General features: G+C 34.6%; 16 protein-coding genes. 5 read left to right on the top strand and 11 right to left on the bottom strand.

Annotated elements, in window-relative coordinates; all coding sequences use genetic code 11:
• The 3 genes from PGOND44_RS03990 to PGOND44_RS03980 form a co-directional block, all read right to left on the bottom strand.
• Complete coding sequence (locus PGOND44_RS03990) at window positions 1–207, bottom strand: hypothetical protein (protein ID WP_003436978.1); 207 nt, start codon at window positions 205–207, stop codon at window positions 1–3.
• Window positions 208–288: 81 nt separating this feature from the next.
• Window positions 289–1,305 (bottom strand): UDP-N-acetylmuramate dehydrogenase, encoded by a 1,017-nt coding sequence (gene murB / locus PGOND44_RS03985; RefSeq protein ID WP_003436977.1) that lies wholly within the window; start codon window positions 1,303–1,305, stop codon window positions 289–291.
• Entirely contained in the window at window positions 1,306–2,499 is a 1,194-nt protein-coding gene (locus PGOND44_RS03980; RefSeq protein ID WP_003436976.1) for a pyridoxal phosphate-dependent aminotransferase, read from the bottom strand.
• A gap of 143 nt (window positions 2,500–2,642) precedes the next feature.
• Between PGOND44_RS03980 and PGOND44_RS03975 the strand changes: the two genes are divergently transcribed.
• Complete coding sequence (locus PGOND44_RS03975) at window positions 2,643–3,977, top strand: retropepsin-like aspartic protease (RefSeq protein ID WP_003436974.1); 1,335 nt, start codon at window positions 2,643–2,645, stop codon at window positions 3,975–3,977.
• Between the two features lie 7 nt (window positions 3,978–3,984).
• Here the strand turns inward: PGOND44_RS03975 and PGOND44_RS03970 are convergent, their stop codons facing one another.
• On the bottom strand, window positions 3,985–4,356 hold the full coding sequence (locus PGOND44_RS03970; RefSeq protein WP_003436973.1) for a DUF1573 domain-containing protein: 372 nt from the start codon (window positions 4,354–4,356) through the stop codon (window positions 3,985–3,987).
• 115 nt (window positions 4,357–4,471) lie between these two features.
• Here PGOND44_RS03970 and PGOND44_RS03965 point away from each other — a divergent pair, with 115 nt between their 5' ends.
• Window positions 4,472–7,099, top strand: coding sequence for a valine--tRNA ligase (locus PGOND44_RS03965; RefSeq protein WP_003436972.1), 2,628 nt, complete (start codon window positions 4,472–4,474; stop codon window positions 7,097–7,099).
• A gap of 46 nt (window positions 7,100–7,145) precedes the next feature.
• Here PGOND44_RS03965 and PGOND44_RS03960 read toward each other — a convergent pair whose 3' ends face one another.
• The 6 genes from PGOND44_RS03960 to rsfS all read right to left on the bottom strand — a co-directional run bounded on the left by PGOND44_RS03960 (window position 7,146) and on the right by rsfS (window position 12,117).
• Window positions 7,146–7,463 carry an acyl-CoA-binding protein gene (locus tag PGOND44_RS03960; RefSeq protein ID WP_003436971.1) on the bottom strand — a complete coding sequence of 106 codons (318 nt, stop codon included), beginning with the start codon at window positions 7,461–7,463 and terminating at the stop codon, window positions 7,146–7,148.
• A 1-nt stretch (window position 7,464) separates the two neighbouring features.
• Window positions 7,465–8,118, bottom strand: coding sequence for a phosphatidylserine decarboxylase family protein (locus PGOND44_RS03955; RefSeq protein WP_003436970.1), 654 nt, complete (start codon window positions 8,116–8,118; stop codon window positions 7,465–7,467).
• The gene (locus PGOND44_RS03950) at window positions 8,108–8,908 is read right to left on the bottom strand and encodes a phosphatidate cytidylyltransferase (protein ID WP_003436969.1); all 801 of its coding nucleotides are present in this window, start codon (window positions 8,906–8,908) and stop codon (window positions 8,108–8,110) included. The genes PGOND44_RS03955 and PGOND44_RS03950 overlap by 11 nt, the downstream gene beginning before the upstream one ends.
• 3 nt (window positions 8,909–8,911) lie before the next feature.
• Complete coding sequence (locus tag PGOND44_RS03945) at window positions 8,912–9,514, bottom strand: LUD domain-containing protein (RefSeq protein ID WP_003436968.1); 603 nt, start codon at window positions 9,512–9,514, stop codon at window positions 8,912–8,914.
• 115 nt (window positions 9,515–9,629) lie between these two features.
• Window positions 9,630–11,729, bottom strand: coding sequence for an ATP-dependent zinc metalloprotease FtsH (ftsH, locus tag PGOND44_RS03940; RefSeq protein WP_003436967.1), 2,100 nt, complete (start codon window positions 11,727–11,729; stop codon window positions 9,630–9,632).
• A gap of 16 nt (window positions 11,730–11,745) precedes the next feature.
• Window positions 11,746–12,117: a ribosome silencing factor gene (gene rsfS / locus PGOND44_RS03935; protein WP_003436966.1), complete on the bottom strand. Its 372-nt coding sequence runs from the start codon at window positions 12,115–12,117 to the stop codon at window positions 11,746–11,748.
• A 90-nt stretch (window positions 12,118–12,207) separates the two neighbouring features.
• On the opposite strand from rsfS, the gene PGOND44_RS03930 reads away from it, so the two are divergent.
• Window positions 12,208–12,939, top strand: coding sequence for a biotin--[acetyl-CoA-carboxylase] ligase (locus PGOND44_RS03930; RefSeq protein ID WP_003436965.1), 732 nt, complete (start codon window positions 12,208–12,210; stop codon window positions 12,937–12,939).
• A gap of 90 nt (window positions 12,940–13,029) precedes the next feature.
• Window positions 13,030–13,224, top strand: coding sequence for a 30S ribosomal protein S21 (gene rpsU / locus PGOND44_RS03925; protein WP_003436964.1), 195 nt, complete (start codon window positions 13,030–13,032; stop codon window positions 13,222–13,224).
• A gap of 55 nt (window positions 13,225–13,279) precedes the next feature.
• Here the strand turns inward: rpsU and PGOND44_RS03920 are convergent, their stop codons facing one another.
• On the bottom strand, window positions 13,280–14,077 hold the full coding sequence (locus PGOND44_RS03920; RefSeq protein ID WP_003436963.1) for a DUF2797 domain-containing protein: 798 nt from the start codon (window positions 14,075–14,077) through the stop codon (window positions 13,280–13,282).
• A gap of 71 nt (window positions 14,078–14,148) precedes the next feature.
• On the opposite strand from PGOND44_RS03920, the gene PGOND44_RS03915 reads away from it, so the two are divergent.
• The gene (locus PGOND44_RS03915) at window positions 14,149–15,666 is read left to right on the top strand and encodes a GH3 auxin-responsive promoter family protein (RefSeq protein WP_003436962.1); all 1,518 of its coding nucleotides are present in this window, start codon (window positions 14,149–14,151) and stop codon (window positions 15,664–15,666) included.
• The last annotated feature ends 14 nt before the right edge of the window (window positions 15,667–15,680 follow it).

Here is a 15,680-nt window from a genome sequence, read left to right as displayed (position 1 = left end):
TTACTTGGTTTTCTCTGAACCGTTACAATCGGTTTGCTCATCTGGCATTTTACCACAGAAATTACAAGCGTCACCACTTTTGTTTAAAAATGGACTTTGGCTTGCACAGGTTCCAGCGAATTTACCTTCTTTCTTTCCCCAAATTTTTATAGCAATTCCTGCAACTGCTAATCCTAAAAGTACAATTGTGATCAATAATAGTTTCATAATGCAAATTTAATAAAAGTTGATATCATCTCTAAAGAAATGGGAATTTATCTCAAATTTTTAACGAAGCCTTTATTATTCTTACTTGTAAATATTGACTTCATTCTCAAGATGGATATTAAATTTCTTTTGTACTTCTTTTTGAACGAGCTCGGAGACTGCATGAATATCTTTTCCACTTGCACCCCCGTAATTCACCAATACCAAGGCTTGTTTTTTATGAACTCCAGCATCTCCTTTCCGATAGCCCTTAAGACCGGCATTTTCTATAAGCCAACCTGCAGGGATTTTGATAGATTTGGCATCTATTTTATAGTGAGGTAAGTTGGGGAATTCATGTTGAATTCTATTGAAAGTTTCTTCATTCACAATGGGATTTTTAAAAAAACTCCCGCTATTCCCTATTTCTTTGGGGTCTGGTAATTTCGATTGGCGAATGGAGACAACAGCTTTAGAAACATCTTTTATAGTAGGTTGAGTGATATTTTGAGACTCAAGTTCAGTTTTTAATGAGCCATAATCTAATTTAAGATGATGGTTGTTTTTGGTCAGTTTGAAAACCACACTTGTGATAATGAATTGATTTTTAAGCTTTGACTTGAATATGGAATTCCTATAGTCAAATTTACAATCTTCTGTGTAAAATCTTTTTTTGGCTAAAGTCTGTCTATTAATAGTCTCACAGTAAGACATTACATCTTTTAGTTCGACTCCGTAAGCTCCAATGTTTTGAACAGGTGAAGTCCCTACATTTCCAGGGATAAGGGAAAGGTTTTCAAGTCCACCATAGTCTTTTTCAAGACAATAAATGACAAAGTCATGCCAGTCTTCACCTGCTGCGGCTTTTACTAAAACATGAGAGTCTGTTTCCTCTAAAACTTCAATACCTTTTAAGTTAACATGGAGAACAGTATCCGTAATATCCCTAGTGAGAAGCATATTACTTCCACCGCCCAAGACAAACAATTCTGAGGCATAAAATCGTTTCAATATTTCAATCAATTCATCCTCGTGTTTTACGGAGATGAATTGATGAGCCTTTACATCTACCCCGAAGGTATTATAGGGTTTTAAAGAAATATTTTTTTTCAACTTCATTTATCTTTTCGCGTAAGCTTGTAGGGCCATTTTTATAATGGCAACTGCTTTGAGTAAGTTTTGTTTTTCAAGAACATAAGCAATTCTAATTTGATTCATTCCCGTATGGGGAGTGGAGTAGAAGCCAGCTGCTGGAGCCACCATAACGGTTTCACCATTAACATCGAACTCAGACAGCATCCACTTAGCAAAATCTTCGGTATCTTCTACGGGTAATTCTGCAACACAGTAAAAAGCACCTTTGGGTTTAGCGACTTTCACACCTTTAATATCTTCAAGAGCTTCGATAAGGGTATCTCTTCTGCTTGTATATTCTTCATTTACTTCTGTAAAGTAGTCTTTCTTAGTCTCTAGAGCAGCTTCACTGGCAATTTGAGCAAAGGTAGGTGGACTTAGTCTGGCTTGAGCAAACTTTAGAGCTGTAGCCATTAACTCTTTATTTTTAGAAACCATACATCCTATTCTAGCTCCACACATACTATATCGCTTAGAGACAGAATCTACCATGATCGCATGATTCTTTAACTCTGGCAAACTCATAATAGAATAGTGCTCTTCACCGTCGTAGACAAATTCTCTGTAAACTTCGTCGGCTACGATAAAAAGGTCATGTTTTAAAGCAAGATCTGCAAGTTTTTGAATCTCATCTTTTGTATATAAATAGCCTGTAGGATTTCCTGGATTACAAATAATTATAGCTTTCGTTTTTTCTGTAATCTGTTTTTCAAATTCGCTTATTGGAGGTAAGGCAAAATTATCTTCAAAGTGTGACTCTACTGGTTTTACAATAACACCAGAGGCTACTGCAAAGCCATTATAATTTGCATAAAAAGGCTCAGGGATTATAACTTCGTCTCCTGGGTCTGTGATGCTTCCCATAGTAAAAAGAAGTGCTTCAGACCCGCCTGTAGTAACGATAAGATCATCTGCCTCAATATCAATACCATTTTCTACATAATACTTGGCTAACTTCTTCTTGTAAGATTCAAACCCCGATGAGGGACTGTAAGACAAAATATCAAGGTCATTGTTCTTGACAGCATCCAAGGCTACTTTTGGAGTTGAAATGTCTGGTTGACCAATATTCAGGAAATATATTTTTTTCCCTTCCTCTATTGCTCTATCGGCAAAAGGAGCTAACTTACGTATTGGAGATTGAGGCATATTAAGCCCCTTAGAAGATATTTTAGGCATAGTGTAGTTTTTGAGCAAATGTCGTGATTTTAATTAGTAACTGCAAGATTCACAATCTTCAAATCCATGTGAAAAGCTTTAAAAGCTTATTAAAATTATACCTAATTTTATTTTGCATTTTAAATGTTTTGTATTTTAAAATTATGAAGAAAAATAAATGGTTTTGGAGTGTTGTTTTCTGCAGTCTATTTTATCATCACTATTGCTTTACTCAAAATCAATTCAAATTTAAAGATGAAGGAAAAAGAGCTGTGGATTTAAAGTTCAGATCAATCAACAATCTTATCATATTATCAGCTTTGCTTAATGGAGAATCAGTTAACTTTTTACTCGATACAGGGGTTAATAAAACGAAAGTATTTGGCCAAGTTAAGGATTCTTTATCTTTAGTAGAGGCGGAATATATTTCGTTGAGGAGCTTAGGAAGTTCAGAGCCAGTAAAAGCGTTTAGAACGACAAATAATATCATAGATTTTGGATCCGTACGCGGAGAAAAACAAGAAGTTTACTTTATTACTGATCCTAGATTCGATCTTTCTAGTAAACTGGGTATTAACGTTCAAGGTATCATAGGCTACGAATTTCTAAAAGATTTTATTTTAAGGTTAAATTATAATCGAAATGAACTTCGGCTGTATCAACACGATAAATTTAAAAGAAAACTTAATGCTTTTGATAAAATTCATTTCCGGTTTATAAGAAAAAAGCCTCATATTCAAATCCCGGTAGAATTTAAAGATGGTACAGAAAAAGAATTAGTTTTCTTAATTGATACTGGATCTAGTGATGCGTTTTGGATTTTTGAAAATAAAGACGTAGTTGCTCCTGATGATTCATTTTTTGATTATATAGGTTATGGATTAGAAAGTGTGGTTGAAGGCATGCGGTCTAAAGCTAAGTCAGTACAATTGGGAGATTACAGATTAATTGAACCGAGAACTGCATACTTAGATTCTGTATCGGCTCAATTGTTTACAGCCGATCTTTATAAAAATGGAATTCTAGGAGCTGAAGTTTTAAGACGATTTGTAACTTTTTTTGATTATAGAAATCAAAATATCTATTTGAAACCCAATAGTGATTTTAACGATAGTTTCAATTATGACAGGAGTGGATTATTTCTCCAATATATAGGTGACGAAATTAATACCTTTAAAACGCCATTAAGAGTTAGAGTAAATGATCAAGCTAGGTCGAGTTATGCCAAAACGAATTCTGCAGAACAATTTAGTATTCGATTGCAAATTTCAAAAATTCTAAACGTAGCTAATATAAGACCTAATTCCCCATCTTCAGAAATTGATATTCAAATAGGGGATAGGATCTTAAAAATGAATGGCAAATCAATCACTGCTTTAGGTCTTGATAAAATTAATCAATTACTTAGCGGTGATGAGGGAGAACGCGTTAAGATCATCTTGAAAAGGGGAGATGTCACCTTAAAAAGAACTATCATTTTGAGATCCCAGCTTAATTAAATAAATTTTATTCAGAGACTTTTCCAATAAGTTTTAAAGTAATGGTATTCTCTTTTTGAGATGTAAATACGCTTACCGTTCTTCGGATAGGACCCTTACAGCTAATGTTATAAGAAATTAAAATTTCACCTCTCTCTTTTGGGGCATAAGTTCTTAAACTAGAAGAGTCGATTTCTATACAATGGCCTTGGCCATGTATTTTTAAAATTTCAATAGCAGAATTTGAGATATTCTCGAACTTAAATACTGCTTTTGCGTTGGTTTTTGACTCTATAGTTCCAAAATCATAAGTTGTAGCTTCGAAGCTTAAACCTTCAGGGTTTTGCCCAAACGTTATGAAATGAAACCATAGAAAACATAGGAATGTAAAGTTTTTCATAGAGTAAATATAGTCAAGAATTTCTAATCTTAAAATTCTTCAGATAATTCAATTCTTAATTTTTTTAGTTTGTGGACTTATCAGTAATTTTGCGGATTCAAATATTTACTCAACCATGTCAAGTACACTCAAGTATAATTCCAAAGAAGCAGAACAAAAATGGTATTCCTATTGGGAAAAGCATAATTTTTTTCACTCTGAGGTGGATGAAAGAGAACCTTATTCCATAGTTATTCCTCCGCCAAATGTTACTGGAGTTTTACACATGGGCCACATGCTTAATAATACTATCCAAGATGTTCTTGTAAGAAGAGCTAGATTACTTGGTAAAAATGCCTGTTGGGTACCCGGAACAGATCATGCTTCTATTGCTACGGAAGCTAAAGTAGTCGCTAAGCTTAAAGCAGATGGAATTTCTAAAGCGGACATGAGCCGAGAAGATTTTTTAAAACACGCTTGGGAATGGACCGATGACTACGGTGGTAGAATTTTGAATCAATTAAAAAAGCTAGGAGCTTCTTGTGATTGGGAGCGTACCAAATTTACTTTGGACGACGATATGTACGAGTCGGTTGTGCAGTCCTTTATAGACTTACATAATAAAGGCTTGATCTACCGGGGCTATCGCATGGTAAATTGGGATCCAGAAGCTAAGACTACCTTGTCTGATGAAGAAGTGATTTATGAAGAAAAACAAGGTAAACTCTACTTCGTGTCTTATCAACTAGCAGATTCTGAAGGAAAATTGACCATAGCAACCACAAGGCCAGAGACTATTTTCGGTGATTCTGCTATTTGTATTAATCCCAATGATACTAGATTTTCTCATCTTAGAGGTAAAAAGGTTATTGTTCCAATCGTGGGAAGACATATCCCAATTATTGAAGACGACTACGTGGATATGGAGTTTGGAACGGGTTGCCTTAAAGTGACCCCGGCACATGATGAAAATGATAAAGTATTAGGGGAAAAACACAACTTAGAGGTCTACGATATTTTTAATGAGGATGCCACCTTAAATAGTTTTGGACTAGATTATGAAGGTCAAGATCGCTTCGTAGCAAGGACAAACTTTGTTAAAGCATTAGATGAACAAGGATTCTTGCTTAAAACTGAAAATTATACCAACAAAGTCGGTACCTCGGAAAGGACGAAGGCCGTTATAGAACCAAGATTGTCAGATCAGTGGTTTTTGAAGATGAAAGATCTAGCAAAACCTGCGATTACAGCTGTCTTGGAATCAGATGAAATTCACCTTCACCCCAAGAAGTTTGAAAACACCTACCGACACTGGATGGAAAATATCCGGGATTGGAACATATCGAGACAGCTTTGGTGGGGGCATCAAATTCCAGCTTATTATTTTGGGGATGGTGAAAATGACTATGTAGTTGCAAAGACAAAAGAAGACGCTTTACACTTAGCAAAAGAAAAATCAGGAAAATCATTATCACTATCAGATTTAACCCAAGATAGTGATGTTTTGGATACCTGGTTTTCCTCTTGGTTATGGCCTATGAGTGTTTTCGATGGGATAAGAAATCCAGAAAATGAAGAATTCCAATACTATTATCCTACCAACGATTTGGTGACTGGTCCAGATATTTTATTTTTCTGGGTAGCCCGTATGATTATGGCAGGATATGAATATACGGGTCAGAAGCCCTTTGAAAATGTATACCTCACAGGCTTAGTACGAGATAAGCAAAGGAAAAAAATGTCTAAATCTTTGGGAAATTCTCCAGATGCTTTAGAATTGATAGACAATTATAGTGCAGATGGTGTAAGAGTAGGTTTATTATTGAGTAATGCTGCTGGGAATGATCTGTTATTCGATGAAGCTTTATGCCAACAGGGTAAAGGCTTTAGTAATAAAATTTGGAATGCTTTTAAATTGATTACTTCTTGGGAAGTCAGCGAAACTATAGAGCAGCCAGAATCTTCCAAAACAGCAATACAATGGTATGAAGCTGTTTTTCAAGATAAATTACGAGAGCTAGAAGATCATTATTCAAAATATAGAATTTCTGATGCCTTGATGACAAGTTATAAACTGGTTTGGGACGATTTCTGTTCTTGGTTTTTAGAAATCATAAAGCCAGGTTACGAACAGCCTGTTGATACTAAAACACTAGAATCTGCTATTGCCTTATTTGAAGACAATCTCAAAATATTACATCCCTTTATGCCATTTGTAACAGAAGAAATATGGCATCAAATTGCTGAAAGAAAGCCCTCAGAGGCTTTAACCGTATCCTTATGGCCAGAGCAAAAGAAATATGATTCTTCTATTATTCCTGAATTTGCTTTTACTGCGGAAGTCATTTCAGGAATAAGAACCATACGTAAAGAAAAAAATATAGCTTTCAAAAATGAAATTGACCTTCTGATTCTCAACAACGAGTCAGTATCAAAAGCTTTTGATACTGTTATCAAAAAAATGGGTAATCTGCAAAACCTTACTTATGTAGATTCAGCAATTGAAGGTAGTTTAACGTTTCGAGTCAAATCTAACGAGTACTTTATTCCTGTGGAAGGGGCTATTGATGTAGAGGCAGAAAAGGTAAAATTAAAAGAGGAACTTAAATATTACGAAGGTTTCTTGATATCTGTGGATAAAAAGTTAGCCAACGAAAGGTTTGTTAATAATGCTCCAGAACAAGTGGTTAATCTTGAGAAGCAAAAGAAAGCTGATGCTTTAGCTCAAATTCAAACAATCACAGCGAGTTTGGAGAACTTATAGTTCCTTGTAAAAGGATAAAATAAAAAAGGTCAATTTTAATTAAAAATTAGACCTTTTTTATTTGAGAATCAAATTCGTCTCCGAGCTGAAGTTGGGCAAGGCGGATATATTTTAATTTGGATTCTTGTACAGAAAATGTCTTTACTTGAAACATAGCATTAGCCTTAAAAGCATTGACGAGTTCTTCTCCACTAATGGGGTTTTGGGTGACTTTTAAATCAGATTCGTTCTTAGCATGTTTATAGTAGGCATAAAAGTATAAAAGAACATCTTGAGGAAATTTTTTATCGGTTTCGCTCACCTTTTGATAAGCATGTTCAAAAAGCTTTTCAACCTCTTTTTCTGTAAGCTTTTCTAAATCCATTTTACTTGGCTTTTAAAATGATAGATTTCCCGCCTTTCACTTTATCGTTGATAGATACAGAGACTTCCGAATCCACAGGTAAAAATAAATCAACTCTCGATCCAAATTTTATAAATCCAGAGTCCTCTCCCTGAACTGCTATTAGGTCCTGCTCTGCATAGTTTACAATTCGTCTTGCAACAGCACCCGCTATTTGTCTAAATAAAATATTTCCAAATTTTTGTGTCTCTACAACAACGGTAGTTCTCTCGTTTTCTTCACTAGACTTTGGATGCCAAGCGACAAGAAATTTACCAGGGTGGTATTTGGTATATAATATTTTACCGCCAATGGGATATCTAGTGACGTGAACATTTATAGGAGACATGAATATAGAGACTTGCAAGCGCTCTTCGTTTACAAATTCTGGTTCAAATACTTTTTCTATAGCGACGACTTTACCATCGACTGGAGATAAGATGTTTTTTTCATTCTTTTTAACATGCCGCTTAGGGTTTCTAAAAAACTGTGCAACAAGAATGAACATAACAAGTGTGGCCAAGAAAATAGTGGTCACAATCCACTGTTTATTAATAAGTAAGTTGGATAAAAGATTAATGATAATCAACCCTATCAAACTTGAAACTAAAATTTTATAACCTTCTTTATGAAACATAATCAACTAATAAAATAAAAATAAAAACAAAAGTACTCGAAAAAAGCATGCTATCCATCCTATCGAATATACCGCCGTGACCCGGCATTATTTTTCCACTATCTTTTACATCCGCTTTCCGTTTAAACTTGGATTGTACTAAATCTCCAAGTGTTCCAAAAACACTTACAATAAGCGCTAAAACAATCCAAGCCCACCAGGGCAAGATATTTATATAGGTAAATATTAAGTAGCCCATAGCGACTGTAAATACTGCTCCTCCAATAAAACCTTCTATTGTTTTCTTAGGTGAAATTCTTTCGAATAACTTATGTTTTCCAAAGTTTTTACCCACAAGATAAGCGAAAGAATCATTCGTCCAGATGAGCACAAAAGTTCCCACCAGCACATATTCGTAATTTTCTTTGTAAACAGGAATCATAGTTAAAAAAATAATAGAGGGAATGATATAAAATAAAGTAAGCAAATGCTTTCTCCCATCAAAAATGGGAATGTCGTTTAGGGTATATAAATCTTTTAAGAGGAATAGTTTGACGACCAAGGTCATAGCCAAATAAGCAATGAGAACCGGTAAGTAAATTTCTGTAAAATTGAAGTAATACAGAAGGACTACCAGAGAGAAGTACGACATTACATTTTTAAAGTGTAAGAGAGTTTGAAATTCTCTTAAACAAATAAAACCCACTACTGTAAAAAATACAAGCAGTAGATAGTGACTTAAAAAAGCAGTAGATACAATAATAATAATATACAAAGCACCAGTAATGCTTCTCTTGAGAATTTCAGACATTCGCTATAGATCTTCTAAAAGAAGCAAATATAAATTTTTTGGAGTACTTCCGTAGCTCATAAAATCAGAATCTTCCTTTTCTTCAAAAGTTTTAATAGTAGTGATGTTGGTAGGCAGTATTCTATCGTGTTTTTTATTTATTTTTTGCAGTCCTTCGCCTATGGTTTTAATCATCTGACTAGTTTTAGCAACCATTATGAAATTAAGAGGAAGATCTGCTAATTTTTTATCTCCCATTTGGCAAGAACTCACTAGAATTGCTCCTGTATTTGAAATTAAAAATTCACAGTCAGACAAGAAGAGGCAAGCACTCAAGTTCTTATTGAATTTTAATTTTGTGTGTTCAAAAGTTTTTGCAAGTTCTAAATTGCTACAATAAGCTTCACATTCTTCCCAGTGGTTTTCTTTTATGATTTCAAAAAAATTAAGCCTTAATTCATTTTCGTTTTCACAGTATAAAAACTTACCACCATTTTTTTTGAAATTTATCATGAACTCTTCATCAACAGGCATTTCAGGCTGAGGCATGAATTTGCCTATCTCGTTACCATACTTGTCGGTATCTTCTTTTGTCTCGAGGCCTAAAAGGCGTTTTATAAAGTTCATAAAAATTGCATAAATTTTATTCAAATATACATTTTAATCAAATATAAAAAAAACCTGATATTGACAAAGTCTAAATCAGGTTTTTAATAAATTTATAAAGGTTTTTTAATGTTACTTAATTGCTTTCCACTTTGTCATCCTTTTTAGGATCATCATTATTATCTCCGTCAGTTTTGTCTTCGGATTCTTTTTGCTGCTTATTTCTTTCTTCTGAAGCTCTTTGGTTTGCTTCTCTCTCGTCCGATTTCTTTTTCTGTCTTTCAGTATTATCGATCATTTCTGGCTTTATAAAAGGTCTTTCTCCAAAGATTTTCACTAAATCATCTTTAAATATCACCTCTTTTTCCAATAATAAATCGGCAAGCTCGTTCAATTGACCTTTATGATTTTCTAAAATACCAATCGCTCTTTTGTATTGCTCTTCAATAATTTTAGAAATTTCTTCATCAATTAATTCTGAAGTTTTATCACTGTAAGGCTTCGTGAAATTATAATCCGATTGACCTGAGGAATCGTAATAGGTAAGATTTCCTATTTTTTCACTCAGACCATAGACGGTTACCATTGCTTTAGCTTGCTTTGTTACTTTTTCTAAATCGCTTAAAGCTCCAGTCGAGATTTTATTAAAAATCACTTTCTCAGCGGCACGGCCACCCATTGTAGCACACATTTCATCCAAGAGTTGCTCCGTACGTACAATATGTCTTTCTTCAGGAAGGTACCAAGCTGCTCCTAGAGATCGTCCACGCGGTACAATAGTAACTTTTACCAAAGGGGCTGCATATTCCAGCATCCAACTTACAGTGGCGTGTCCAGCCTCATGAAAAGCAATAGCTTTCTTTTCATCTTTGGACATGATTTTGTTTTTCTTCTCTAGTCCTCCTACAATTCTATCTACAGCATCTAAGAAATCTTGTTTACCAACAGCTTTGCTGTTATTTCTTGCGGCAATTAATGCAGCTTCGTTACATAGGTTAGCTATATCCGCTCCAGAAAATCCTGGAGTTTGTTTGGCTAAAAATACAGTGTCAAGCTCATTGTCTACTTTTTTGAGTGGCTTTAAATGCACTTCAAATATCTCTTCTCTTTCCTTAACGTCTGGAAGATCTACATAAATCTGTCTATCAAATCGACCTGCTCTCATGAGGGCTTTATCTAAAACATCCGCACGGTTTGTAGCTGCAATGACAATAACATTGGTATTGGTTCCAAACCCATCCATTTCTGTTAAGAGTTGATTCAGGGTATTTTCACGCTCATCATTTGAACCTGACATATTTCCTTTACCTCTAGAGCGGCCAATGGCATCGATCTCATCTATAAAAATAATCGAAGGTGATTTTTCTTTAGCTTGTTTGAAAAGGTCTCTTACTCTTGAAGCCCCAACACCCACAAACATTTCAACAAAATCAGACCCAGATAAAGAGAAGAATGGGACACCTGCTTCACCTGCAACAGCTTTCGCAAGAAGTGTTTTACCAGTTCCTGGAGGACCTACCAATAAGGCTCCTTTAGGTATTTTACCACCCAAATTAGTGTATTTATCAGGGTGTTTTAGAAAATCTACGATTTCTTGCACTTCATCTTTTGCACCTTCAAGGCCAGCGACGTCTTTAAAAGATGTTTTAATATCTTTCTTTTCATCGAAAAGTTTTGCCTTGGATTTACCAATATTAAAAAGTTGACCACCTGGGCCACCTCCGCCACCTTTACTCATGCGTTTCATGATAAAGATCCAGATACCGACTATTAAAATAATAGGAAGTAAGCCTATGAGGATTTCACTGAAATAATTGGAACGCGTTTCATAATAAACGCTAGTGTTGATATTCTGTTCCTGTTTGATTTTTTCAATGGTGTTTTCAAAGTTTTGTAAATCACCAAATTCAAAAGAATAATCAGGATTGCCAGAAGATGCAAAAACTGGATCTTCGCCAGTCCCTTTGTGTTTAGGTTTAGCTTTTGCTTCAGTCGTTAAAAAAACTTCTGCAATTCTAGAATTTTTGACAATGTTTACTTTTTCAACATCCCCGTCTATAAGAAAATTTTCGAATTGAGCTAAACTGGTTTTATTGGGTTCACTAAAACCGCTTCCTCCAAAAAATTGAACTCCCAAGAAAATGACTATAATGCCGATGTATATCCAATATGAGTTGAATTTAGGTTTCTTTGGTTCTTTATTTGTTGTTTTCTTTTGTGTTGCTTTTTTAGCCATTATGTCTCTCTCTTATTTAGTAATTAGATTGGATAGAGGTTATTTTCGCATCTCCCCATAAGCTTTCTATGTCGTAATATTCTCTAACTTGTGTTTGGAAAATATGAACAACGACATTTACGTAATCCATTAATACCCACTGGGAATTTTCAAGTCCTTCAACGTGCCATGGCTTGTCGTGTAATGCTTTGCTTACTGCTTTTCTTACAGAACTCTCAATAGCATCTACTTGTGTGTTGGAGCTACCAGAGCAAACTATGAAATAATCACAAACCGTGTTTTCAAGTTCTCTCAAATCTATAATTTCTATATCATTTCCTTTAACTTCTTCTATACCTTGTATAATATGTGTAATTAGCTGGTCTAAGTTTTCTTTTTTCGTACCCATTAAAATTCCTTGATTTTTAACGCAAAAATAGGTTTTTAATCCCTTTTTTTGCCACAGTTAACAAAAGATTATTCGATATCTAAGCTCTCTATGAAACTTGTCAAAGTTGATGCCACAAGTTCAACAAATACTTCTTTAAAGGACTATGTAAAGTTGAATTCTATAAAAGTACCTTGTTGTTTGGTGTCAGACAACCAAATCTCTGGTCGCGGACAACGTGGAACCACTTGGCAAAGCCAGGCAGGTAAGAATCTAACTTTCAGTGTCTATCTCCCTGGTCTAAATGATATACATAAACAAACTTTTAAGCTTAGTGCATTGGTTGCTTTGGCGCTTATAGCGGCTTTAGAAAAGTATGACATTCCTAAGTTGTCAATAAAATGGCCTAACGACATCCTGTCACGTCAATTTAAAATAGGAGGAATATTAATAGAAAATATGTTCAATCAAAATCGAGCTGGAGCTAGCGTAATTGGTATCGGTCTCAATGTTAATCAAGATGAATTTCCAGGACTGCCTAAAGCGTTTTCTTTGAAATCTATGACTGGAAGCACTTTCGATTTGGAAATTCTCCTGAAGGATTTACTTATTGAAATTGAAGATATTCCCTTAAAGTTTAATACTTATAGCTATCATGATGTTTTGGAGTTGTATTATTCCCATCTTTTTAAATATAATAAAGTTGGTATGTATCAATACCCGGATGGGAGTCTCATGCAAGGATTACTCAGAGGTGTCGATAATTACGGTCGGTTAATCGTTGAATTTAAGGAGGATAGAATAGATTCTTTTGATATAAAAGAAATTCAAATTAAATATTAAAAATTATCACCTTATATAAGGTTGGAAAGTTTGAATTATCTATATTTGCAATTCGAAAATTTATGTCAACTGTAAATAATTAATCATTATATGTTAGTAGTTAAAGTTAAAGATGGTGAGAAAATTGAAAGAGCATTAAAGCGTCTTAAGCGAAAGTTTAGAGATACTAAAGTTCTTCAAACCCTTCGTGATAAGAAACAATTCACGAAAAAATCTGTTGAAAAAAGACAAAATCTTAAAAAAGCTCAATATATCCAGTCTCTGAGAGAGAAGGATAATATGTAGTATTTTTTAGATAGATATATAAACCCTGTGATTTCTAATCACAGGGTATTTTTGTTTAGGATAATATTTCAAAATCCACAACATAGCCTTCACTATTGCGAACATTGAAGACTACATCGTTTTCAAAAATCAAATACTGCCCTTTTATCCCTTTTAGTTTTCCTTTATAGGTGTTATTCTTTTCTAAGTTTAAGCTTTTTAATTTTTTTGGGTACTCTATGACAGGAAAATTGATGTTGAGTTCCTGACTATCTTCAAGATAAAACGCTTTGGTTTCGTCGGGTATAAATTCTTTGAGCTTATCGCGTTCTTCTGCTAAGTTTTTGTCCTCGATTTCATTTTTCAGCATGGTTCGCCAATTGGTTTTATCGGCGACATGTTTTTTCAGGGCGACCTCAGTTATACCGGCTAGATATCGATTTGGAGTTTCAAGGATAACAATCGCTTCGTGAGCGCCTTGATCTATCCAACGCGTCGGAATTTGACTTTTTCGAGTTACTCCTACCTTTACATTGCTAGAATTAGCTAGATAAACAATATGAGGTTGTAATTGTACTTTTTTCTCGTAGTCCAAATCTCTATCTTCTTCATCTAAATGAGCTTTGCTCAATTCTGGGTGCATAATCCAATCTCCTGCACTTGGAATTTCTTGAAAACAGTCATAACAAAAACCTTGTCTGAATATTTTTTTATTTTTCCCGCAGTTTAAACACTGATATTCTACAAAATAAATCGCTACTTCCTTATCTAGTAATTGATTGATGTGAACAATATCATTTTCAAATTCTAGAAAATAATCGACTTCTTCATTATTCTCAGTTTTCATTTTTCTTAAGACTCCTCTATATTGCATTTTTTATTAAGTTTGATGAATTGTTAACGGTAAAGTCAGTTAAGAATTCAGAATTTAAATATATTGATTGTATGGCCATACCGATTGTAAATTCTATAGCTTCTTGGATTTTGAAGAAGCGCATTCATCATATGGAATTGTTTAAAAAACATCCTAATGAAGTTCAAAACGAATTACTTCTGGATTTGCTTTGTAAAGCCCAAAATACGGAATTTGGAAAAAACTATGGGTTTCATGATATAAAAAATTACGATACTTTTAAAGAGAGGCTTCCTATTCAAGTTTATGAAGACTTAGAACCTACTTTCGAGCGCACTAGACGCGGCGAAAGTAATCTTATTTGGCCTACACCTATTACAATGTTTGCTAAATCTAGTGGGACCACTAGTGCCAAAAGCAAGTTTATACCCGTGAGCCAAGAGTCTCTCGAAGACTGCCATTATGCGGCAAGCAAAGACTTGCTTTGTATGTATCTCAATAATAACCCAGATTCCAAACTATTTACAGGTAAAAGCCTAAGACTTGGTGGAAGTAAAGAAATTTATCAAAACAATGGAACCTCCTATGGAGATCTCTCTGCTTTGCTTATTTATAATATGCCTTTTTGGGCAAGTTTTAGTAGTACTCCTGGTAGTGGTGTCTCTTTAATGAGCGATTGGGAAACAAAAATGCAAGCCATTGTAGACGAAACTATAAAAGAGCGAGTAACGAGTCTTGCTGGGGTGCCTTCTTGGATGTTGGTGCTAATGAACGATGTACTCAAAACAACTGGAAAATCTTCTATTGATGAAGTCTGGCCAGATCTTGAAGTTTATTTTCATGGAGGCGTAAGTTTTGAACCGTATAGAAACCAATACGATAAACTTATAAAAAGCTCTAAAATGAAGTATTATGAAATCTACAATGCTTCAGAAGGTTTCTTTGCCGCTCAAGACCTAAATGATTCTAGTGACTTGCTTTTGATGTTGGATTACGGGATTTTCTTTGAATTCATCCCCATGTCTACTCACGGGACTCCTCATGAAAAAGTGATTTCTTTGAGTGAGGTGGAGCTAAATGAAAATTATGCATTAGTGATTACTACCAACGCAGGCTTATGGCGTTATAAAATTGGAGATACAATTCGGTTTACTTCTTTGGATCCGTTTAGAATAAGAGTCACAGGTAGGACCAAACACCACATTAATGTCTTTGGTGAAGAGCTTATTATTGAAAATGCAGAAGCTGCCATAAAGAAAACCGCTTGCGAACTTGATTGCGAGGTTATGGAATATACAGCGGCTCCAATATTTATGGAAGGTAAAAATAAAGGTGCGCATGAATGGATTATTGAATTTAAGACACCTCCTTCCTGCTTAAACAATTTCAGAAAATGCTTAGATCAAAATCTACAAGACATCAACAGTGACTATGAAGCTAAGCGCTTTAATAATATGACTTTAGATTTATTGACCCTTCATGAAGCTAGACCTAAGCTATTTCAGCATTGGTTAAAGCAAAATAATAAATTGGGAGGCCAACACAAAATCCCGAGATTATCCAACGATCGGCAATACCTAGAAGAATTGTTGTCTCTAAACAGAAATTGACCTTATCTTTGATT

It is taken from the genome of Psychroflexus gondwanensis ACAM 44, from assembly GCF_000355905.1.
In the GTDB taxonomy this organism is placed as follows: Bacteria; Bacteroidota; Bacteroidia; order Flavobacteriales; family Flavobacteriaceae; genus Psychroflexus; species Psychroflexus gondwanensis.
The sequence above is the reverse complement of the archived record's forward strand: the minus strand, read 5'-3'. Positions and strand labels throughout refer to the sequence as shown.

What these genes read in the sequence shown, in the direction of transcription:
- PGOND44_RS03920 (WP_003436963.1), bottom strand. Translation starts at nt 14,077, where the DNA reads ATGCAATATAGAGGAGTCTTAAGAAAAATGAAAACTGAGAATAATGAA.
- PGOND44_RS03955 (WP_003436970.1), bottom strand. Translation starts at nt 8,118, where the DNA reads ATGTTTCATAAAGAAGGTTATAAAATTTTAGTTTCAAGTTTGATAGGG.
- PGOND44_RS03945 (WP_003436968.1), bottom strand. Translation starts at nt 9,514, where the DNA reads ATGAACTTTATAAAACGCCTTTTAGGCCTCGAGACAAAAGAAGATACC.
- ftsH (WP_003436967.1), bottom strand. Translation starts at nt 11,729, where the DNA reads ATGGCTAAAAAAGCAACACAAAAGAAAACAACAAATAAAGAACCAAAG.
- PGOND44_RS03990 (WP_003436978.1), bottom strand. Translation starts at nt 207, where the DNA reads ATGAAACTATTATTGATCACAATTGTACTTTTAGGATTAGCAGTTGCA.
- murB (WP_003436977.1), bottom strand. Translation starts at nt 1,305, where the DNA reads ATGAAGTTGAAAAAAAATATTTCTTTAAAACCCTATAATACCTTCGGG.
- rpsU (WP_003436964.1), top strand. Translation starts at nt 13,030, where the DNA reads ATGTTAGTAGTTAAAGTTAAAGATGGTGAGAAAATTGAAAGAGCATTA.
- PGOND44_RS03975 (WP_003436974.1), top strand. Translation starts at nt 2,643, where the DNA reads ATGAAGAAAAATAAATGGTTTTGGAGTGTTGTTTTCTGCAGTCTATTT.
- PGOND44_RS03960 (WP_003436971.1), bottom strand. Translation starts at nt 7,463, where the DNA reads ATGGATTTAGAAAAGCTTACAGAAAAAGAGGTTGAAAAGCTTTTTGAA.
- PGOND44_RS03980 (WP_003436976.1), bottom strand. Translation starts at nt 2,499, where the DNA reads ATGCCTAAAATATCTTCTAAGGGGCTTAATATGCCTCAATCTCCAATA.
- PGOND44_RS03950 (WP_003436969.1), bottom strand. Translation starts at nt 8,908, where the DNA reads ATGTCTGAAATTCTCAAGAGAAGCATTACTGGTGCTTTGTATATTATT.
- rsfS (WP_003436966.1), bottom strand. Translation starts at nt 12,117, where the DNA reads ATGGGTACGAAAAAAGAAAACTTAGACCAGCTAATTACACATATTATA.
- PGOND44_RS03970 (WP_003436973.1), bottom strand. Translation starts at nt 4,356, where the DNA reads ATGAAAAACTTTACATTCCTATGTTTTCTATGGTTTCATTTCATAACG.
- PGOND44_RS03915 (WP_003436962.1), top strand. Translation starts at nt 14,149, where the DNA reads ATGGCCATACCGATTGTAAATTCTATAGCTTCTTGGATTTTGAAGAAG.
- PGOND44_RS03965 (WP_003436972.1), top strand. Translation starts at nt 4,472, where the DNA reads ATGTCAAGTACACTCAAGTATAATTCCAAAGAAGCAGAACAAAAATGG.
- PGOND44_RS03930 (WP_003436965.1), top strand. Translation starts at nt 12,208, where the DNA reads ATGAAACTTGTCAAAGTTGATGCCACAAGTTCAACAAATACTTCTTTA.